The organism is Nonomuraea sp. NPDC000554 (assembly GCF_040300065.1).
Lineage (GTDB): Bacteria > Actinomycetota > Actinomycetes > Streptosporangiales > Streptosporangiaceae > Nonomuraea.
Window position 1 is genome coordinate 42,693 of sequence record NZ_JBEPDC010000035.1, and the last position, 19,001, is coordinate 61,693.

Below are 19,001 nucleotides of genomic sequence, written 5' to 3' on the forward strand. Positions count from 1 at the left end.
ATGGGCCAGCAGATCACGTCCGACCTGGCGGCCAACGTCTGGAAGGTGCTCGTCTCCTCGGGCGACAGCGTGGCCGCCGGCGACACGCTGGTGATCCTCGAATCGATGAAGATGGAGATCCCCGTCGAGGCCGAGACGTCCGGCGTCGTCACCGCGCTGACCGTCAGCGAGGGGGACGTCCTGGACGAAGGGGACCTGATCGCGGAGATCTCCTGACCCTTCGCAATCTCGGTAAGTGCGTGACGCCGGCATGCCCGCCGCGCGAACATAGGCTGTCATGCCGACGATCGACAACCTCGCGGGCCGCGCCGGAGCCTGGAGGGTGCTGCTGACCGCGCTGGTCGCCTGCGTCCTGGCCGTGCAGGCGGGCGGTGTGGCGCGGGGCGAGGACGCGCGGCCCCGTCCGGCGGGGCTCGCCCCCGTGGCCGACTTCAACGGCGACGGCTTCGAGGACTACGCCGTCTCCGCCCCCTCGGGCCGGGTCGGCGACAAGAGCAGGGCCGGCTACGTCGCCGTCGTCTACGGCACCCCGCGCGGCGTCGACACCGTCCGCTACCAGCTCCTCCACCCGGACAACCCCGGCGTGGGAGGCGAGGCCGCCGCCGGCGACAGGTTCGGCGCCCGCGCCGTCGCGGGCGACTTCGACGGCGACGGTTACACCGACCTGGCCGTCGGCACGCGCGCCATCGAGCTGGACCGGCGGTTCGTCACCCTGCTGTGGGGCGGCCGGTACGGGCTGACCTCGGGCGTGCGGCTCGCCGACCAGCCCCGCACGGGGGCCGAGCCGGACCTGGTCGACCGGACCGTGGGCGAGGAGCTGGCGAGCGGCGACTTCAACGGTGACGGCACGGACGACCTCGCCGCCACGTCCGAGAGGGGGGCCGTGGACGTGTTCTACGGCCCGATCCGGCGTGACGGCCGGCCCGCCCGCCAGACCGGCCTCCCCGGCACCTACGAGGACGTCACCAGGCTGGCCGCCGGCGACGTGACCGGCGACGGCAGGGACGACCTGATCAGCATGCACGCCTGGGAGGAGACGGCGGAGAAGACCCTGTTCTGGACGGCCGGCCCGCAGGGGTTCTCCCAGCGGCCGGCCAAGCTGGACGCGGCGGCGGCCGCCACCGTCGGGGACGTCGACGGCGACGGCTACGGCGACCTGGTGATGCGTGTCATCACCGACGGCTTCGTCGACACCCTGGGCCGCGACAAGGGCACCGTCAAGGTGTTCTACGGCTCGGCCGGCGGCCCCGGCGCCCGCACCCGCGTCCTCACCCAGCGCATTCCCGGGCGCGGCCACCAGTTCGGGTACGACCTGGCCGCCGGCGACGTGAACGGCGACGGGTACGCGGACATCGCCGCCGGCGTCCCCCACGACGGGAGCGGCGCGGTGGTGCTGCTCAGGGGCGGCAGGGGCGGTCTGGGCGTCGCGGGCGCCCAGACGTTCTCGCAGGCCACCCCCGGCGTCCCCGGGACCGCCGAGGCGAAGGACCTGTTCGGGACGTCCGTCGCGCTGCGGGACTTCAACGGCGACGGCCGGGCCGACCTGGGCGTCGGCGCGCCCGGCGAGGACAGCACCGCCGCCGGCTCCGGAGCCGCCTGGGTGCTGCCCGGCTCCCCCGGCGGGCTGCTGACGACCGGATCCCTCTCCTTCGACCCGAGCACCCTGCACGCCTCGGACGCCGGCTCCCAGCTGGGCGCATGGACCGCCAAGTAGGCGGCGCACGAGAAGCGCGTCGTGGGAGGTGCGGTCGGTCAGGTCCAGCCGTGGGCCGGTGGCAGCGGCCAGGCGGGCGGATCCGGAAGCGGGCAGTCCGCGGTGAGCGGTGCGCCGGTCGATCGGCCGCTGAGCCAGCCGAGCAGCGCGTGGCCGGGGCCCGCGACGGCCACGCCGGCCGGTGACGGGGTCCACGACCGGCCGAGGTCCACGGCTACGGCACGCGCGAGCGGGAAACCACGTGCGGCGAGCGCGGCGCAGGTGTCGCCGAGGGCCCAGGTCACGTACGCGGCGGGCCAGTCGGTTGTGCGGTAGCCGACGTCCAGGTCGACGTGGTGGGTCTCCAGCTCGCGCCAGCAGCGGTGGAGGGTGTACCAGGCGGGGTGCGGCCAGCCTGCCAGGGCGGTGACCCGGTTGTCCCAGGCTTCGGCGGGCATCGACGTGGCTGCCTCGGTCAGGCGGGCGAGGCGGGTGCGCACGTCCGGGTCGGTGAGGGTGGCGAGGGTGCCGACGAGCCGGGCGCCGGACCGGGTGATCTCGCCGATGACCACGGTGTGCTCGGGAGCGGCGTGACCTCCTGCGGCCGCGTCCACACCGGCCTGTCCGGGAGGCACGGGACCTGCTGTGACCGCGTCCGCGCCGGCCTCTGACATGGGATCTCCTGGGCGTCGATGCGAGTCGCCCAGGCGCGCGGCATCGGCCACGGTGGCCGGGCCGCTTCCCGGTGCTCCACCTCAGCGCCAGTCACGGCCCGCCGCCCACAGTAGCGAACGTCCGTCCACGGAGCCTTGCCAGACCATGGCGACACCTGTTATTCCTTTATAAGGTGTCGGCAAGCGAAAGGCGCGGTATGAGCGACCAGCACGGGACGATCTCCCTCCGGCAGCCGCATCGCCCCCGCGCCATCAGCTACCACGGCGTCAGGACGGTCGCCGGATGGACGGTGAAGCTGTACGGCATCAGCGCGAACGACGCCGCCCCGCGCGCCGAACTCCTGCACGCGACCACGGAGATCGCGGCATCGGCGCTGCCGTCCCCGCCGCGCGCCGGCGACCGCTACGGCATCGGCTTCGCCATCGCGCACGACGCCGCCGACTACTGCTTCGCGCTGGTCGACTGGTGGTCCGGCGAGAACGAGATCCACCAGCGGCTGTACTCCGCGCCGCTGGACCGGCCCGCCGAGCTGCGGCCCCATCCGAGCCAGGCCATCGGCTGCGTGTGGGAGCTGGCCGTCACCGACTTCGAGCGGCGCGCGTGGCTGCGTCACGTGCTCGCCGCCCCCGACGGCCCGGACGTGGCCGCCTACCTGCAGTCCCACTTCGAAGAGAGGATCTGATCATGGACATGACGCTGGAACGGCTGGCGGAATTCGGCGAGGCGTGGCGGAAGAAGGACCTTGACCGGCTCATGGAGTTCATGACGGACGACTGCGTCTTCCGGGCCTCCGTGGGGGTCGAGCCGGGCACCACCTTCCGCGGGCGGGACGAGGTCCGCCGCGGCTTCGAGCTGATGCTCGCCTACGACGCGGGCTTCGAGTCGCAGGGCGGCGACGCCTTCATCACCGGCGACCGCGGCGCCTCCCAATGGTCCTATTCGCGGACGGACGAGGACGGGCGGCTCCATCAGGTGCACGGCTGCGACTTCTTCACGTTCGTGGGCGACCGCATCCGCGTGAAGGACGCCTACCGCAGGGTCCACGGAGACATCGGCGATGCTCCCACCGGCTAGGCCCGAGGACGTCACCGGCCTGCCTCCCGGCATCGCGTTGCTCCATCAGTTCGCGAACACCGAGGACCTTCGCGGCTTCACCACCCATGGCCGGCGCCTGGAGGCGCACGACGCCCTCGCCACGCCCGCCGACCTCGAAGGCTGGCTGCGGAAGCACGACCTGCTGCCCCCCGGCGCGGAGGTCGGCCAGGCCCATCTCACCCGCGCCCACACCCTCCGCGCCGCCCTCCGCGCGTCCCTGCGCCAGGCCACAGAGGGCGGCGAGGAGACCGCGAGCGGCGACAGCCACGCGACAACCGGCGAGGAGGTCGGGAACACCGAGGGCGGCGACGACGCGACACGTGGCGGGGAGGCCAAGGCGGGCGAGGGCGGGGCGGTCCTGCTGGACTTCCCCTTCGCCGTCAGGCTGACCGCCGGCCGCGGCGCCGACCTGGTGGTCTCCGCCGACCCGGCCACCGCCGCGCTCGCCCGGATCGCCATGGCGGCGGTCACCGCCACAGCCGACGGCACCTGGCACCGCCTGCGCATGTGCCCGGCGCCCGACTGCCAGTGGGTCTTCTACGACCAGTCCCGTCCGGGCCGGGCGCGCTGGTGCTCCCCCCGGTTGTGCGGCAACCGGATGAAGACCCAGGCCTACCGCCGCCGCAGCACAGCAGGAAACCCCTGACAGCCGCGCACCGCCGCCTGAGGCCGGTCCGGCCGTGACCGGTCTCAGGCCCGGGTCGACTCGCGCAGGACGAGGCTGCACGGCATCGCCGCGGCGGCGGGTGCCGGGGCTGCCGTCGTGAGGACCAGCCCGCGGGCGGTCGCGGCGGTTGCGCCCGGTCATCCCCGGGGACGTTCCGCATCGTCGCGTCGGCGGAGCGGAGGCCCGCTCTTGCGGCTAAACGATAGCTTGCTATCGTTTAGGTCAGACCAGTCCGGACGACGAGTCATCCAGGGGGTTAAATGAGCGAGTCCTCGACGCTGCCGCCGCTGCACATGCGGCGGGCCGCGTTCGATCCTGCTCCGGAACTCACGGAGCTGCGCGATACCGAGGGAATCAGGCGCGTCCCCACGCCGTGGGGCACCGACGCCTGGCTGGTGACCCGCTACGCCGACGTGCGCGCCGTGCTCGGCGACGCGGAACGCTTCAGGCTGGCGCGGCAGGACCTCGTCCGCCTGCCGGGCGCGCCGAAGATGACCGACGAGGAACTGGAGAAGCTGCGCGCCGGCAGCCTGCTCGCCCACGACCCGCCCGAGCACACCCGGCTGCGCCGGATGCTGACGCCGGAGTTCACCATCCGCCGGATGCGGCGGCTCGAACCCCGGATCACGCGCATCGTCGAGGACCACCTGGACGCCATGGAACGCGCCGGATCGCCGGCCGACCTGGTGTCGTCGTTCGCGCTGCCGATCCCGTCGCTGGTGATCTGCGAGCTGCTGGGCGTGCCGTACGGCGACCGCGAGGGGTTCCAGCACAGGACCGGCCGGATGCTCGACGTGTCGGTGCCGGCCGCCGAGCGCGTGGCGCTGCAACTGGAGCAGCGCGCCTACATGACCGACCTGGTCACCCGCATCCAGGCCGACCCGGGCGAGGACCTGCTCGGGATGCTGGTACGCGAGCACGGCGACGACCTCACGATCAACGAGCTCGTCGGCATCGGCAACCTGCTGCTGCTGGCCGGCCACGAGACCACGTCCAACATGCTCGCGCTGGGCACGCTGGCCCTGCTGCGCCACCCCGACCAGCTCGACCTGCTCAAGAAGGAGCCCGAGCGGATCGACGCCACCGTGGAGGAGCTGCTGCGCTGGCTCACCATCGTCCACTCCGGCACCGCCAAGGTGACCACGACGGAGGTCGAGATCGGCGGCCAGCGCATCGGCGCCGGCGACATGGTGATGTGCGTGCTGCCCGCCGCCAACCGCGACCCCGCGCTCCTTCCCGACCCGGAGACGCTGGACATCTCCCGGGGGCAGGCCGGCCACCTGGCCTTCGGTCACGGCATCCACCACTGCCTGGGCGCGCCGCTGGCGCGGATGGAGATGCGCATCGCCTTCCCGGCGCTGTTCCAGCGCTTCCCCGAGCTGCGCGAGGCCACGCCGGACGCGCACTTCCGCTCCTTCCACGTCGTGTACGGCCTGACGTCTCTCGAGGTCGCGTGGTGATCGGCAGGTGACCGAGAGGTGACATCTCGCACCGGGTGACCGCATGGATGCTGCTAGCGTTCGACATGTGCGAGAGCAGCGACGTCGAGCGGACGCCCTGCGCAACTCCGACAGGATCGTCCGGGCTGCGATCACGGCGCTTCAGGAGTCCGGTACGGGTGTCCCGCTGGAGGAGATCGCGCGCCGGGCCGGCGTCGGGATCGCCACCGTCTACCGGAGGTTCGGCGACCGCGACGGCGTGATCAGGGCGTCCTTCGAGACCTACTTCGTCGAAGAGATCGAGCCGCTCGTCCTGGCCGCCCGCGACGCGGCCGACCCCAGGCAGGGGCTGGCCGAGGCGCTGGCGGCCGTGGTCGAGACGCTGGCCGCCCACCGGGCCCTGCTCGCCGCCGCCCGGGAGGCCGGCGCGTTCACGGTCGGCATCGCCGAGCGGTTCGTCGGGCCGCTCGGCGACGTGCTGGCCGCCGCCAAGGCGCGCGGGCTGATCAGGGACGACCTGCTGGTCCGCGACCTGGCGGCGATCGTGGTGATGACGCTGGCGACCGTCCAGATGAGCGCCGAGGACAGCACCGACCACCGGCGCTACCTGGCCCTCCTGCTCGACGGCACCCGCCCGTCCGACGAGCCGCTCCCCCGCCTCTCGTGCGAGGGCTTCTTCGTCAAGGACGCCCCCGGGAAGTGCGGGCCCCCTCCGTCCACGTCGTGACCGCAACGCCTGCGACGTGACCAACCACGCACGGCTCGGAATCGTCCGTCGTGTGGCGTAATGTGCAATACCCGCGTCATTGACGCCATGGCCCCAGCTTGACCAGCATGAAGTCATGAGCAAGCGGGTCGTGATCGTGATCTACGAGGGGTTCCAGCTGCTCGACCTGGCAGGGCCCGCCGACGTGTTCGCGGCCGCGGGGCTGACGGCCGGACGGCACGGCTACCAGGTGGAGGTGACCGCCCTGCGCGAGGGGCCGGTCACCGCCCTCAACGGGATCACGATCGCGGTCCGCACCCCGCTCGCCGAGCTCACCGGCCCCATCGACACGCTGGTGGTGGTGGGCGGCGTCATCACCCTGGAGGACGTGCGCGACCGGGAGCTGTCCGGGGGCGTCGCCCGGCTGGCGGCGTCGGCGCGCCGGGTCACATCGGTGTGCAGCGGGGCGCTCGTCCTGGCCGAGGCCGGGCTGCTGGACGGGCGCAGGGCCACCACCCACTGGCTGGTCGCCGACGCGCTGCGTGCCGGCTACCCGAGGGTCGAGGTCGACGCCGACCCCATCTACGTCAAGGACGGGGACGTGTGGACCTCGGCAGGGGTCACCGCGGGCGTCGACATGGCGCTGGCCCTGGTGGCCGAGGACCACGGCCACGAGCTCGCCAGGCAGGTCGCGTCCGGCCTGGTGGTCTACCTGCACCGGCCGGGCGGGCAGAGCCAGTTCAGCACGGCGATGAGCGTGGCCACGCCGCGCAGCGCGCCGCTGCGCGAGCTGCAGGCGTTCATCGACGCCAACCCCGCCGGCGACCTCAGCGTGCCCGCGCTGGCCAGGCGGGCCGGGATGAGCGAGCGGCACTTCTCGCGGGTCTTCACCGAGCAGACGGGCCTGTCGCCCGGCCGGTACGTGGAACGCAGCCGGGCCGACGCCGCCAGACGGCTGCTCGAGATCACCGACCATCCGCTCGACCGGGTGGCCAGGGAGACCGGGCTCGGCAGGCCCGAAACCCTCTACCGCGTCTTCCGCCGCGCCTGGCGGATCTCACCGGGCGACTACCGTCGCCGATTCCAGGTCAAGGAGAGCTGATCATGCATGTCGCGATTCCCCTCTATCCCCGTTTCACCGCGCTCGACGCCGTCGGCCCGTACACCGTGCTGGCCTACGCGCCCGGCATCACGGTGACGTTCGTCGCGGCCGAGCCGGGGCCTGTCACCGACGACCGGGGCACGCTCACCCTGACGGCCACGGCGGGCTACGCCGACCTGCCGCGGCCCGACGTGATCGTGGTGCCGGGCGGGGCCGGCACCCTCGACGCCCTGGACGACCAGGCGCTGGTCGACTGGATCCGCACGGCCCACGAGAGCGCCGAGTGGACCACCTCGGTGTGCACCGGCTCGCTGCTGCTGGGCGCGGCCGGGCTGCTCAAGGGCCTCAAGGCCACCACTCACTGGGCCCTCCTCGATCACCTGGCCACGTACGGGGCCGAACCGGTGCGCGAGCGCACGGTCGTGCAGGGCAGGATCGTGACGGCCGCGGGGGTCTCGGCGGGCATCGACATGGCGCTGACGCTGCTGGCCAGGACCGCCGACGAGGAGACGGCGCGGGCGGTGCAACTGGTCATCGAGTACGACCCGCAACCGCCCTTCCAGATGGACCCCGCGCTGGCGGACCGCGCCCTCAGCCTCCTCGCCTGATCCGTACGCCCGCCCGTGTGAGCGGGCGGGCGGCGCTATCGGGTGACCTGGCCCAAGAGGCGGGCGCCCGGGGCGGCCGGGGCCATGCGGGCGGTCGCTCCTGTGCCGGGCCCGGGGAGGTCCGTGCTGAAGGCGTAGACGACGACGGCTGTGGCGATCGCGCCGGTGTTCAACGCCAGCGCCGTGTCGTCGATGTTGGCGATGGTGTCGCACGCCTGGTGGTAGCAGGCGTCGTAGGGCCGGCCGGCGGTGCCGCCGAACAGCGCGGCCTCCTCCGGCGTCTTGGTGTCCTCGGCTCCGGTGAACAGGCCGCCGGACGGGATGCCGGCCTTGATGAACGGGCCGTAGTCGGAGCGGCCGTCGAAGTCGGTGCCGTTGTGGCCCTGGCCCAGGCTGTCGAAGTACGTCTCGAACAGCTTCTCGATCTCGTCCGATCCCGGCGGGCCGGCGGGGGCGCCCTGGGCGTCGGAGTTGTCGCCGTCGTAGATCTTGAGCGCGTAGTTGGGCGAGGCGATCATGTCGAAGTTGAGGTACAGCTTGATCGTGGCGAGGTCGGCGGGGGCCAGGCTGCCCACGTAGAACCGGGAGCCGAGCAGGCCCAGCTCCTCCGCGCTCCACCAGGCGAAACGCAGCCTGTTCGTGGTGTGTACCTTGCCGAGCGCCTCGGCGACGGACAGGACGGCGGCGCTGCCTGAGCCGTTGTCGTTGATGCCGGGCCCGGCCACCACGGAGTCGAGGTGCGCGCCGGCCATGACGACCTTGCCGGGGTCGCCCCACCTCGATTCGGCGATCACGTTGTGGGTGGTGCGCATCTCGCTGATCGTGTCGGTCTTGAGGCGCACCACCGTTCCGGCGGGGGCCGACAGTTCCTGGCCGACGACGAAGCTCGTCCCGACGACGGGGATGGAGACCGGCGTGCCCAGGTTGCCGCGCAGCGTCTCGGTGCGACCGGTCTGGCCCTCGTTGAAGATGATCGCGGCAGCGGCGCCGGCCGCCTGGGCGTTCTGCGCCTTGACGAGGAAATTGCAGGTGCCGCGCTGCAGCAGGGCGATGTTGCCCGGCGTGAACCCGGCGAAGTCGGCGGGCTCGCAGCCGGAGGTCGAGCCGGGCGCCGGCCCTGGTGGCAGGACCAGGTCGACGTTCTGCAGGGGCGCGGTGACCTCTCCCGGTCCGGAGTAGCTCATCGTCGCGAAGTCGCCGACCGTGGAGCCGTCGGGCGGGGTCGGGGCGTACGGCTTGGGGGCGGGCGCGGTCCGTTCCAGCTGCGCGGTGGACTTCTCCTGGTAGAACGGGAAGTTGAACGGCTGGAGCGTCACCTTGTAGCCGGCCTTCCTGAGCGTGGCGGCCACGTAGTCGCGCGAGGCGTCGTGGCCGCTGGTGCCCGCGGCGCGGGTGCCGTCGTTGCCGTCGGCGATGTCCTGCAACGCCCGCAGGTGCCGCTTGACCGCGGGCGCGGTGACGGAGCTGATCAGCTCCCTGTCCGCCGGGGTCGGGGTGGAGTCGGCGTGGGCGGCGACCGGGGTGAGGGCGAGGGGCAGGGCGAGTGCCGCGACCACCGAGAGGGCACGGGACACCCTCGCTCGCGGGACAGGGCGCATACGGGCTCCTCCATCTGGAGTCTGTTTCTCCGTCATGACGCTGAAGGGCACGGCGATCCGACAGGCACACCGGGTTCAGCGCGGTAGATCACCGATACCCCGGATGATCACGTCAGCCGCGCCCGCCGTGGCCAAGGCCGCTTCCAGGAAGATTGGCCTCCCCTTGACGCAGCCGCCGCCAGGACCGGCTACTGCGACCGATCCCTGCTCCGCTCTCCGGTGCGTGGGGACGGCAGCCGGATGTCCAGCTTCTTGTCGCGCGCGAGCCGGTCCGCCACCTCGTTGAGCCGGGTGCAGAAGTCCTTGATGTTCTGGTGGGCCTTGTTGCGCTCGGCGATGATCGCGGCGAGCAGCAGCGCGGTCAGCGCCGCGGAGCCGTTGAAGGCCTGGAGGGCGACCATGTTGAGGAAGAGGTTGTGCTGGGCGAACGGGCCGGAGTGATGCGCGGCGGAGACGATCGCCACCGTCGTCGCGATCAGCGCGCACGCCGCGGCCCCGGGGAGCTGGAAACGCAGCGCGGCCCAGATCAAGAAGGGGAAGACCAGGAAGAGCAGGTTGACGGGGCCCACGGTCGCCACCAGCGTGACGAGGAAGGTGCCCAGCAGCAGCGCCGCCCCTTCGACCCAGCGGAGCACGGGGGCGTCCCGTGGGATCCGGGTCGTGCGGCTCACGAGCAGGAGCGGCGTGACCACGAGCACGCCCATCGCGTCGCCCGTCCACCACACCGACCACGCGGGCCAGAACTCGCTGGGCCGCACCCCGCCGGCGAGCACCAGCGTGCCGGCGCCCACGGTCGCGCTGACCAGCATCCCGGCGAAGGCGCCGAGGAACACCAGGGCGAGCGCGTCACGCAGCCGATCCAGTTCGGTGCGGAAGCCCACGCGCTCGAGCAGGAGGTAGGCGCAGACCGGGGCGAGCGTGTTTCCCATGGAGATGCCCAGGATGGCGGCCATCGTCGGCCCGATCGACACGTTGACCAGGAAGGCGCCGAGGGTGATGCCCGGCCAGACACGGAGGCCGAGGAGGAGCAGGGCGGCCAGCCCGATGCCCGTCGAGGGCCACAGCGGCGTCACCTGCCCCCGGACCAGCTGTTGTTGCAGCCCCAGTTTGGCGGCCACGAAATAGGCGATGGCGACGGCGAGGATTTTCACGGCCGTCATCGCATGATCCCGTAGCCCGTAGTGGACGGCGACAGCCCTCATAGGAACACCTCCGGCCCCACCGAATCGGCGCCCGGTCAAGCGCGTACCGCAGCAACAGTCGTCTCTGCCCTCACCTGCCCGTTCAGTCGCGGGTTCCGGCCTTTGGCGTGGCACGACCGGCCCTGTTTCGAAACTAGTCATACTCCCGCCAGATGGGGCCCAACACCGGGTAATCGACATATACGTCAAAGGCGATATCGCCATAGAAAAAGGAAAGGATGCCCCGTCGCGGCGAGATTCTTTTTTATCCGGTGTGTCTCATGACGGGCCCGACAGGGCCGTCGGGAGGTCCGTCCGCCGGTCGAGAGCTTCCGCGGCCGTCCTGAGCCTGCTGATCACGTGGCTGAAGAGCGGGTTGGGGTCGGCCGTGCGGCGCACCGCGAAGACCCTGCGGACGTGGGCCGGGTTGCCGAGCTTGAACACGTGGACGTCGTGCGACTCGATCATGGCCAGTTCCGGCACGATCGCCACGCCCAGCCCCTTGCGTACCAGCTCGAAGGGCAGGTTGTAGTCGTTGGTGCGGAACAGCACGTCAGGGTGGAAGCCGCCGGCGGCGCAGATGTGGGTCAGGTTGCGCGCGGCGTCACGGCCTTCGGAGTAAGAGATCCACCGCTCGGCGGACAGCTCGCCGAACTGGATGCGCTTCCTGCCGGCCAGCCGGTGGCTCGTCGGCACCAGCACGTACAGCGGCTCCTCCAGGATCAGCGTCATGTCGAGGTCCTTGGGCAGGGTGTGCGGCACCATTCCGTACTCGAACACCACGGCCAGGTCGAGCCGCCCCTCGACGACGGCCGGGATGGTGACCTCCGGGTCGCCTTCCTCGTACCGGACGTCCACCTGGGGGCGGTCGCGCAGGAACTCGGCCAGCACGGCGGGCAGCAGCCGGAAGCCGGCCGACCAGAAGCTGCCCAGGTGCAGCCTGCCCCGGTGCGCGGTGGCGAACGAGCGCATCTCGTCCTCGGCCGCCTCCAGGTCGGCGAGCAGCCTGGCCGCCTTGCGGGCCAGCTGGGCCCCGGCCGCCGTCGGGCGCACGCTGCGCGGCGAGCGCTCGAACAGCTGGACGCCGAGGGTCCGCTCCAGCGACGAGATCTGCTGCGAGATGGCCGACGGCGTGAACCCGAGGCGCTTGGCGGCCGTTCTGAGCGAGCCGGTGACGACCACCTCGCGAACCGCCTGCAGCTGGATCGGAGTCAGCATCGGCACAACTTAACAGCACGGACCTTACGATCACCAGACCCGCTGCTCGATCGGGTGCGCGGAAGCGGGGTGTCACGCCGTACCCGCAGGTGGACCTCGAGGTCGAGGATAAGTACAGCTGAACAACCTGTGCGCGACGTATCCGTTCATCTTGCCTTCTCGCGCCCGATTCTCATCATTGGTGACTCAAGGAACGGCATTTCACCTGAAAGGGGGTGTCCTGTGGCGATGCGTTGGAAGACCGGCGTGGCCGTCGCTCTCAGCCTGGCAGGACTCCTGACCGTGGCGGCATGTGGCGGATCGGACAAGTCCGAAGCCGCGGCCCCGGCGCAGCAGAAGGACCAGGCGCTACACGACCTGCTGCCCGACAAGATCAAGCAGAGCGGCACGCTGAACGTCGCCGCGGGCCACAACTACCCGCCCCTGGTCTTCCTCGACACCGACAACAAGTCGGTCATCGGGCTGGAACCGGAGCTGATGCGGGCGATCGGCCAGATGCTGGGCGTCGAGGTGAAGTTCAGCCAGGCCAGCTTCGACAGCCTCATCGCCGGTGTCCAGGCGCGCCGCTACGACCTGGCCGTCCAGGCGATGCTGGACAAGCCGGAGCGCCGCCAGAACGTCACCTTCGTCGACTACTTCAAGACGAGCAGTTCGCTGCTCGTCCAGGAGAAGGACGCCGGCGGGATCGCCTCGCTGGACGACCTGTGCGGCAAGGTGACCGCCGTCGAGCAGGGCACCGCCCAGGCCGACGACGCCGAGCAGCAGGCCAAGAAGTGCACGGCGGCCGGCAAGCCGGCGGTCCAGGTGCTGGTCTTCCCCGACACCGTCGGCTGCCTCCAGGCGGTCTCCACCGGACGCGCCAACGTCTTCATCGGCGGCACGCCCACCATCACCTACCAGGCCGGGCAGTCCGGCGGGCGGATGAAGCAGGTCGGGCAGCCCTACCGCTTCCTGCCCTACGGAATCCTGGTCAACAAGGAGGACCAGACCCTGGTGCAGGCCGTCCAGGGGGCGCTGCAGAAGCTGATGGACAACGGCTCGTACGCGAAGATCCTGGCGAAGTGGAAGATGTCCTCCGGCGCCCTCGACAAGGCCATGGTCAACGGCGGCTCGTCGTGACCACGTCGCCCAAGGCGTTCTCCAAGGTCTTCCCCAAGACGGCGCAGCGGGGGGACGGGGCGGTCGCGATCGAGGCCGTCCCGCTCCGGCACCCGGGCCGCTGGGTGGGGTCGGCGGTGCTCGCCTTCCTGGTGATCTTCCTCCTGCAAGGGTGGGCGGCCAACCCGCGCATGCAGTGGGACGTCGTCGGTGAGTACCTCTTCTCCCCCGCCGTGCTGCAGGGGCTCGGCACCACGCTGCTGCTGACCGTGCTCGCCATGGCCGTCGGCATCGCGGGCGGAGCCGTGCTCGCCATCCTGCGGATGTCGAGCAACCCGCTGCTGTCAGGGCTGAGCGGGTTCTACATCTGGGTCTTCCGCGGCACGCCGCTGCTGGTGCAGCTGCTGTTCTGGTACTTCCTGTCGGCCGTCGTCCCGAAGATCGGGCTGGGGGTGCCGTGGGGGCCGACGTTCTTCGAGTTCGACACCAACCAGATCATCACCCAGATGACGGCCGCGGTGCTCGGGCTCGGGCTGCACGAGGCCGCCTACATGGGGGAGATCGTCCGCGCGGGCATCACCTCCGTCGACGTCGGGCAGACCGAGGCGGCGCACGCCCTGGGCATGACCCGCTTCCAGACCCTGCGGAAGATCGTCCTGCCGCAGGCCATGCGCCTCATCATCCCGCCGACGGGCAACCAGGCGGTCTCGATGCTCAAGACCACCTCGCTCGTGTTCGCGATCGCGGTGCCAGAGCTGCTCACCTCGATCCAGGGCATCTACTCCCGCAACTTCCAGCAGGTGCCGCTGCTGACGGTGGCCTGCATCTGGTACCTCGTGGCGACGACCGTACTCAACGCGGGCCAGTACTACATCGAACGCAGGTTCAACAGATGATGACAGTCGTCAGGGCCGAAGGCGTGTGCAAGCGGTACGGCACGCTCGACGTGCTCAAAGGCATCGATCTCGAGGTGCGGCAGGGAGAGGTGCTGGCCATGATCGGCCCCTCCGGGTCGGGCAAGTCCACCTTCCTGCGCTGCGTCAACCACCTGGAACGCGTCGACGCGGGCCGTCTCTACGTCCATGACCGGCTGGTCGGCTACGAGGAGCGCGGCGGGAAGATCTACGAGCTGGCCGACCACGCGGTCGCCCGGCAGCGCCGCGGCATCGGCATGGTCTTCCAGCGCTTCAACCTCTTCCCGCACATGACCGCGCTGGAGAACGTCATGGCGGCGCCGGTCCTGGTCAAGAAGGAGCCGAAGGCCGCGGTTCGCGAGCGCGCCCAGGACCTGCTCGCCCGGGTGGGGCTCGCCGACAAGGCCGGCAGCTACCCCGCGCAGCTGTCCGGCGGGCAGCAGCAACGGGTGGCCATCGCCCGCGCGCTGGCGATGCGGCCCGACCTCATGCTCTTCGACGAGCCCACCTCGGCCCTCGACCCCGAGCTCGTGGGCGAGGTGCTCGACGTCATGCGCGCGCTCGTCGAGGACGGCATGACCATGATCATTGTTACCCACGAGATGGGGTTCGCCCGCGAGGTGTGCGACACGCTGGTCTTCATGGACGGCGGCGTCGTCATCGAGTCCGGGCCGCCCGGCGACCTGCTCAACGCGCCCCAGCACGAGCGCACCCAGGCGTTCCTGAGCAAGGTCCTCTGACTCCCTAAGGAAGATCCACGTGTCCCGCGTAATCGTTCTCGGCGCCGGAGTCCTCGGCGCCTCCGTCGCCTACCACCTGGTCGAAGCCGGGGTCCAGGTCGTCGTCGTCGAAGCGGGCGGACCCGCCGCCGGCACGTCCAGCGCCACGTTCGCCATGGACGTCACCCACCTGAAGACCCCCCGCTCCTACTTCGAGCTGAACCGTCGCAGCGCCGCGCTGCACGCCACCCTGGCCGAACGGCTGGGAGGCCCGTCCTGGCGGCATCCGATGCCGGCGATCCAGTGGGGCGACGGGGAGCAGGGCCAGCGGGCGATCAGGGAGCGGGCGATCCGCCTGCAGTCCTGGGGGCACCCGTGCCGCATCGCCGACCCGTCCGAGCTGCGCGAGCTCGCGCCGGCCGTCGATCCGCGTTCCTGCACCGCCGGCGAGCTGGTCGTCCACGATCACAGCGCCTGGTACGACGCCCCGCTGTTCGTGCGGCGGCTGCTCGACAGGGCGGCCCTGCTCGGCGCCGACGTCCTGTACGGCCAGCGGGTCACCGCCCTGCTGCGCGACGGTGACCGCGTGGTGGGCGCCGAGACCGCGACCCGCCGGTGGACGGCCGACTGGGTGGTGAACTGCACCGGCCCGGACGCCGACCGCATCGCCGCCCTCGCCGGCACCGGGCTGCCCATGACCCGCATCCCGGGCCTGGTCGGAGAGAGCACCCCCGTGCCCGACGCGCGGCTGGGCGCCATCCTCGCCACTCCTGAGGTGGACCTGCGGCCCTCGCCCGGCGACCGGATCTGCTCGATCTCCTGGCCCGTGGACGCGCTGCTGCCCGCCGAAGGCGCGGCCGAAGCGGACAGCGGCCTGGAGGAGCGTCTGCACGCCAGCGGGCAGCGGGTCATCCCCGCGCTGCGCGAGGCCCGGATGGCGGGGGTCCGCCTCGGCATCCGGCCGGTGCCGGTCGACGGGCTGCCGCTGGTCGGCGTCGACCCGCGGGCGCCGGGTCTCTACAGCGTCGTGACCCATAGCGGAGTGAACCTCGCGCCCGAGCTCGGCCGCCTGGCCGCCGAGGAGATCACCACGGGTGGCGAGAGCGCCGACCTCGGCGGGTACCGCGTGACGCGGGACACGGCGGCGGCGGTGCAGGACGAGAGCCTGTCGGTGATGACGTCCCGCTGACCCGCCTGTAGGCCCCGCACCCTCTCGGCGCGGCCTTCCGCCCCTCGCGCATCCGGCGCGGCATGCCGGGCGACCCACGGAACCGGGTCGCCCGGCATCGGCATTTGAGTTTCGGCGCCTCGCACCGCTAGTGTTCCCAGCCACAACCGGACTATAGTCCGATTAGCGAGAGGCTGCCACATGACCATGCTCATTTCCAGGGACGAGTTGAAGCAGGCGATCGACGCCAGGACCGTGACCGTCGTCGACGCCCTCGGCGGCACGTACCACGCCGAGCAGCACCTGCCGGGCGCGGTCGCGCTCACCCCGTCCGACGTCGACGCCCTGGCCTCGACCGTGCTGCCGGACCGGGACGCCGCCATCGTCACCTACTGCTCCAACCCCGCCTGCCCCAACAGCGGGCAGGTCGCCGACCGGCTCACCGCGCTCGGGTACTCGAACGTCCGCAAGTACCGGGAGGGCATCGAGGACTGGACGCAGGCCGGGCTGCCGGTCGAGTCCGCCTGAGCCGGCGGGCGCGGGGAGGGCGCACCGTCGCCCTCCCCCTCGCCTCACGAAAAGTTCATCCAGCACAAAGGACGCACCAAGGGGCGAGGACCTCAGTCCTTCGCCAGCGCTGCGAGGATGCGGTCCTCGGTCACCTCGGGGCCGGTGAGCTGGTCACTGATCGCGCCGTCACGCAGCACGACCACGCTGTCGCAGTTCTCCACCAGCTCGCCCACATCGGACGAGATCAGCAGGATCGCCAGCCCGTCGACGGCCAGCTCGTCCAGCAGCGACTGCATCTCGATCTTGGTGGCCACGTCGACGCCCCGGGTCGGCTCGTCGAGGAGCAGCACCTTGGGGTGCATGGCCAGCCAGCGGGCCAGCAGCACCTTCTGCTGGTTGCCTCCCGACAGTTCACCGGCGGGCTGCCGGGGGGAGACGGCCTTGATGCCGAGCCGCTTCATGAAGGTGGCGACGATGCCGTCCACCTGCGCGTCGGACACGATGCCCGCCCGCGACAGACGCGGGAGCGCGGCCAGCGCGATGTTGTCGCGTACCGAAAGCGTCGGCACGATCCCCTCGGTCTTCCTGTTCTCCGGCACCAGCCCGACCCCGGCGCGGATCGCGCTCCTGATCGACCACTTGCGTGCCGCCGCGCCCGACACCATCACCTGGCCCGCGTCGACCGGCAGGACGCCCGCGATCGCCCGCGCCGTCTCGCTACGGCCCGCGCCGAGCAGCCCGCCGAGACCGACCACCTCACCCGCGCGCATCGCCAGCGACACCCCGTCGAGCACGTGGTGGCGGGTCAGCCCCTTCGCCTCCAGCACCGGCAGGTCCGCGGGCTCGTCGGGCTCCCCGGCCTCGACCGGCGCCTCGACGGGGTGGAAGGTCCTGCCCAGCATCAGCGAGACCAGCCTGAGCCGGTCGAGCCCCGCCAGCGGTCCCGTGTGGACGACGCGGCCGTCACGCAGCACCGTGACCCGGTCGCAGACCTCGTAGAGCTCCTCCAGCCGGTGGGTGACGTAGACGACCGCCCGGCCCTCGTCGCGAAGCCGAGCCACGGCCCCGAACAGCGTCTCCAGCTCGGCGTGCTCCAGCGCCGACGTGGGCTCGTCCATGATCACGAGTTTGGCGTCGGCGGAGGCGGCCCTGGCGAGCGCCACGAGCTGCCGCGCGCCCTCACCCAGCGAGCCCAACGGCCGGCGGACGTCGGCGCGCAGGCCGTACGCCGAGAGCGTCTGCTCGGCGCGGGCGTTGACGGCCCCGAAGTCGATCAGCCCGAGCCTGCCGCGCGGCTCCCTGCCGAGCAGCAGGTTGCGGGCGATGCTCATGGTCGGGACGAGGTTCGTCTCCTGGTGGATCGTGGCGACACCCGTGCGCCTGGCGTCGGCGGGCGTGCCGAACCTGACGGGCTCGCCCAGGAAGCGCAGCTCACCCGCGTCCGGCTGGTAGACGCCGGAGAGCACCTTCACCAGCGTCGACTTGCCCGCGCCGTTGCCGCCGACCAGGGCGTGCACCTCGCCCGGACGCACGGACAGGGTGACGTGGTCGAGCGCGGTCACGCCCTGGAAGGTCTTGAGAACTCCTGCCACCTGTAGCACCGTTGCCTCCGCCTCGATCGTGGTCGCGACAGGAAACAATTCAGTAACAGAAATGTCACATTCGATCAGATCTGAGCGACGTGCAGCCGGACGCCCCGGGCGCCGAGATCGTCGAGCACGTCGCGGGGCGCGGCGTCGTCGGTGACGAGGTGGGCGATCTGCTCGGCCGCGACCGTCTGCACCATCGTGTCGATGCCGATCTTGGTGTGGTCGGCCAGCACCACGACCTCCTCCGCGGCGGCGGCCAGTGCTCGATCCACGCCCGCCACCTGCATGTTCGGCGTCGACAGGCCACGCTCGGCGCTGAGCCCGTTGCCCGAGACGAACGCCCTGCGGACCCGCAGCCCCGCCAGCGAACGCTCGGCCGCGCTGCCGACCAGGGCCAGGATCGGCCCGCGCAGCGTGCCTCCGGTCAGCATCACCTCGACCCGCGGCGAACCCGCGAGCACCTGCGCCACCAGCAGCGAGTTGGTCACGACGGCCAGCTCGGAGTACCTGGTCAGGCGGCGGGCGAACTCCATGGTGGTGGTGCCGGGGCCGACCACGATCGCGTCGCCGTCCTCGACCAGGACCGCGGCCAGATCGGCGATCGCGGCCTTCTCCGCCGACTCCAGCGACACCTTGTGGGTGTATCCGGCCTCGCGGGACAGCTCGCCCGGCAGCGTGGCGCCGCCGTGGTGGCGGTTGAGCAGCCCCTCCGACTCCAGCGCGCGCAGGTCGCGGCGGACGGTCACCTCGGAGGAGTGGACGGCCTGGGCGAGCTCGCGCAGCGACACCGCGCCGTTGGCGCGCACCAGCTCGAGGATGCGCTGCCTGCGTTCCGCGGCGAACACGGGCCTGCGGCCGTCGCTCTGCGTGTCGCTCACGTCCCGATCATAGACGAGCGGCCAAGTTCGGTTCACCTCTGACCGAATCAGAACGAATCTGATCGGAAGTCTTGACCGCCTCGGTCCGCAGGTGCTTTTTTTGGACACGGACGGGGTCAATTTTTGTCCGATCCTGATCGAAG

At 71.5% G+C, this 19,001-nt stretch carries 20 protein-coding genes; 14 read left to right on the forward strand and 6 right to left on the reverse strand.

Annotated elements, in window-relative coordinates:
• Entirely contained in the window at positions 1-216 is a 216-nt protein-coding gene (locus tag ABT294_RS43295; RefSeq protein ID WP_350812301.1) for a biotin/lipoyl-binding carrier protein, read from the forward strand.
• Positions 217-277: 61 nt separating this feature from the next.
• Positions 278-1,714 carry an FG-GAP-like repeat-containing protein gene (locus tag ABT294_RS43300; protein ID WP_350812302.1) on the forward strand — a complete coding sequence of 479 codons (1,437 nt, stop codon included), beginning with the start codon at positions 278-280 and terminating at the stop codon, positions 1,712-1,714.
• 38 nt (positions 1,715-1,752) lie between these two features.
• Here the strand turns inward: ABT294_RS43300 and ABT294_RS43305 are convergent, their stop codons facing one another.
• Complete coding sequence (locus ABT294_RS43305) at positions 1,753-2,367, reverse strand: DinB family protein (RefSeq protein WP_350812303.1); 615 nt, start codon at positions 2,365-2,367, stop codon at positions 1,753-1,755.
• Positions 2,368-2,564: 197 nt separating this feature from the next.
• On the opposite strand from ABT294_RS43305, the gene ABT294_RS43310 reads away from it, so the two are divergent.
• From ABT294_RS43310 to ABT294_RS43340, 7 genes are all read left to right on the forward strand, one after another.
• Complete coding sequence (locus ABT294_RS43310; RefSeq protein WP_350812304.1) at positions 2,565-3,050, forward strand: hypothetical protein; 486 nt, start codon at positions 2,565-2,567, stop codon at positions 3,048-3,050.
• 2 nt (positions 3,051-3,052) lie between these two features.
• Positions 3,053-3,442 (forward strand): nuclear transport factor 2 family protein, encoded by a 390-nt coding sequence (locus ABT294_RS43315; RefSeq protein ID WP_350812305.1) that lies wholly within the window; start codon positions 3,053-3,055, stop codon positions 3,440-3,442.
• Positions 3,426-4,109, forward strand: coding sequence for a CGNR zinc finger domain-containing protein (locus ABT294_RS43320; RefSeq protein WP_350812306.1), 684 nt, complete (start codon positions 3,426-3,428; stop codon positions 4,107-4,109). The genes ABT294_RS43315 and ABT294_RS43320 overlap by 17 nt, the downstream gene beginning before the upstream one ends.
• Positions 4,110-4,390: 281 nt before the next feature.
• Complete coding sequence (locus tag ABT294_RS43325; RefSeq protein WP_350812307.1) at positions 4,391-5,590, forward strand: cytochrome P450; 1,200 nt, start codon at positions 4,391-4,393, stop codon at positions 5,588-5,590.
• Between the two features lie 67 nt (positions 5,591-5,657).
• Complete coding sequence (locus ABT294_RS43330; protein WP_350812308.1) at positions 5,658-6,296, forward strand: TetR/AcrR family transcriptional regulator; 639 nt, start codon at positions 5,658-5,660, stop codon at positions 6,294-6,296.
• 115 nt (positions 6,297-6,411) lie between these two features.
• Entirely contained in the window at positions 6,412-7,377 is a 966-nt protein-coding gene (locus tag ABT294_RS43335; RefSeq protein WP_350812309.1) for a GlxA family transcriptional regulator, read from the forward strand.
• Positions 7,378-7,379: 2 nt separating this feature from the next.
• Entirely contained in the window at positions 7,380-7,985 is a 606-nt protein-coding gene (locus ABT294_RS43340) for a DJ-1/PfpI family protein (RefSeq protein ID WP_350812310.1), read from the forward strand.
• Between the two features lie 35 nt (positions 7,986-8,020).
• On the opposite strand, the gene ABT294_RS43345 is transcribed toward ABT294_RS43340, so the two are convergent.
• The 3 genes from ABT294_RS43345 to ABT294_RS43355 form a co-directional block, all read right to left on the reverse strand.
• Complete coding sequence (locus ABT294_RS43345; RefSeq protein WP_350812311.1) at positions 8,021-9,583, reverse strand: M28 family metallopeptidase; 1,563 nt, start codon at positions 9,581-9,583, stop codon at positions 8,021-8,023.
• 188 nt (positions 9,584-9,771) lie between these two features.
• A complete protein-coding gene (locus tag ABT294_RS43350) occupies positions 9,772-10,785 on the reverse strand; it encodes an MASE1 domain-containing protein (protein WP_350812312.1) in 1,014 nt (337 codons plus the stop codon).
• 258 nt (positions 10,786-11,043) lie between these two features.
• Positions 11,044-11,982, reverse strand: coding sequence for a LysR family transcriptional regulator (locus tag ABT294_RS43355; protein WP_350812313.1), 939 nt, complete (start codon positions 11,980-11,982; stop codon positions 11,044-11,046).
• Between the two features lie 228 nt (positions 11,983-12,210).
• Between ABT294_RS43355 and ABT294_RS43360 the strand changes: the two genes are divergently transcribed.
• From ABT294_RS43360 to ABT294_RS43380, 5 genes are all read left to right on the forward strand, one after another.
• Positions 12,211-13,101 (forward strand): ABC transporter substrate-binding protein, encoded by an 891-nt coding sequence (locus tag ABT294_RS43360; RefSeq protein ID WP_350812314.1) that lies wholly within the window; start codon positions 12,211-12,213, stop codon positions 13,099-13,101.
• A complete protein-coding gene (locus ABT294_RS43365) occupies positions 13,098-13,976 on the forward strand; it encodes an amino acid ABC transporter permease (RefSeq protein ID WP_350812315.1) in 879 nt (292 codons plus the stop codon). Before ABT294_RS43360 ends, ABT294_RS43365 begins: the two co-directional genes overlap by 4 nt.
• Entirely contained in the window at positions 13,973-14,734 is a 762-nt protein-coding gene (locus tag ABT294_RS43370; RefSeq protein ID WP_350812316.1) for an amino acid ABC transporter ATP-binding protein, read from the forward strand. Before ABT294_RS43365 ends, ABT294_RS43370 begins: the two co-directional genes overlap by 4 nt.
• A 19-nt stretch (positions 14,735-14,753) precedes the next feature.
• Positions 14,754-15,902, forward strand: a complete 1,149-nt coding sequence (locus tag ABT294_RS43375) for an NAD(P)/FAD-dependent oxidoreductase (RefSeq protein ID WP_350812317.1) — start codon at positions 14,754-14,756, stop codon at positions 15,900-15,902.
• 180 nt (positions 15,903-16,082) lie between these two features.
• Positions 16,083-16,409: a rhodanese-like domain-containing protein gene (locus tag ABT294_RS43380; RefSeq protein ID WP_350812318.1), complete on the forward strand. Its 327-nt coding sequence runs from the start codon at positions 16,083-16,085 to the stop codon at positions 16,407-16,409.
• Between the two features lie 92 nt (positions 16,410-16,501).
• Here ABT294_RS43380 and ABT294_RS43385 read toward each other — a convergent pair whose 3' ends face one another.
• Entirely contained in the window at positions 16,502-17,983 is a 1,482-nt protein-coding gene (locus ABT294_RS43385) for a sugar ABC transporter ATP-binding protein (protein ID WP_350812319.1), read from the reverse strand.
• 74 nt (positions 17,984-18,057) lie between these two features.
• Positions 18,058-18,858 carry a DeoR/GlpR family DNA-binding transcription regulator gene (locus ABT294_RS43390; protein WP_350812320.1) on the reverse strand — a complete coding sequence of 267 codons (801 nt, stop codon included), beginning with the start codon at positions 18,856-18,858 and terminating at the stop codon, positions 18,058-18,060.
• Positions 18,859-19,001: the final 143 nt, after the last annotated feature.

Coding starts and splice junctions, on each gene's coding strand:
- ABT294_RS43350 (WP_350812312.1), bottom strand. CDS start 10,785: ATGAGGGCTGTCGCCGTCCACTACGGGCTACGGGATCATGCGATGACG.
- ABT294_RS43335 (WP_350812309.1), top strand. CDS start 6,412: ATGAGCAAGCGGGTCGTGATCGTGATCTACGAGGGGTTCCAGCTGCTC.
- ABT294_RS43315 (WP_350812305.1), top strand. CDS start 3,053: ATGGACATGACGCTGGAACGGCTGGCGGAATTCGGCGAGGCGTGGCGG.
- ABT294_RS43345 (WP_350812311.1), bottom strand. CDS start 9,583: ATGCGCCCTGTCCCGCGAGCGAGGGTGTCCCGTGCCCTCTCGGTGGTC.
- ABT294_RS43380 (WP_350812318.1), top strand. CDS start 16,083: ATGACCATGCTCATTTCCAGGGACGAGTTGAAGCAGGCGATCGACGCC.
- ABT294_RS43355 (WP_350812313.1), bottom strand. CDS start 11,982: ATGCTGACTCCGATCCAGCTGCAGGCGGTTCGCGAGGTGGTCGTCACC.
- ABT294_RS43320 (WP_350812306.1), top strand. CDS start 3,426: ATGCTCCCACCGGCTAGGCCCGAGGACGTCACCGGCCTGCCTCCCGGC.
- ABT294_RS43370 (WP_350812316.1), top strand. CDS start 13,973: ATGATGACAGTCGTCAGGGCCGAAGGCGTGTGCAAGCGGTACGGCACG.
- ABT294_RS43360 (WP_350812314.1), top strand. CDS start 12,211: ATGCGTTGGAAGACCGGCGTGGCCGTCGCTCTCAGCCTGGCAGGACTC.
- ABT294_RS43305 (WP_350812303.1), bottom strand. CDS start 2,367: ATGTCAGAGGCCGGCGCGGACGCGGTCACAGCAGGTCCCGTGCCTCCC.
- ABT294_RS43295 (WP_350812301.1), top strand. CDS start 1: ATGGGCCAGCAGATCACGTCCGACCTGGCGGCCAACGTCTGGAAGGTG.
- ABT294_RS43310 (WP_350812304.1), top strand. CDS start 2,565: ATGAGCGACCAGCACGGGACGATCTCCCTCCGGCAGCCGCATCGCCCC.
- ABT294_RS43300 (WP_350812302.1), top strand. CDS start 278: ATGCCGACGATCGACAACCTCGCGGGCCGCGCCGGAGCCTGGAGGGTG.
- ABT294_RS43325 (WP_350812307.1), top strand. CDS start 4,391: ATGAGCGAGTCCTCGACGCTGCCGCCGCTGCACATGCGGCGGGCCGCG.
- ABT294_RS43340 (WP_350812310.1), top strand. CDS start 7,380: ATGCATGTCGCGATTCCCCTCTATCCCCGTTTCACCGCGCTCGACGCC.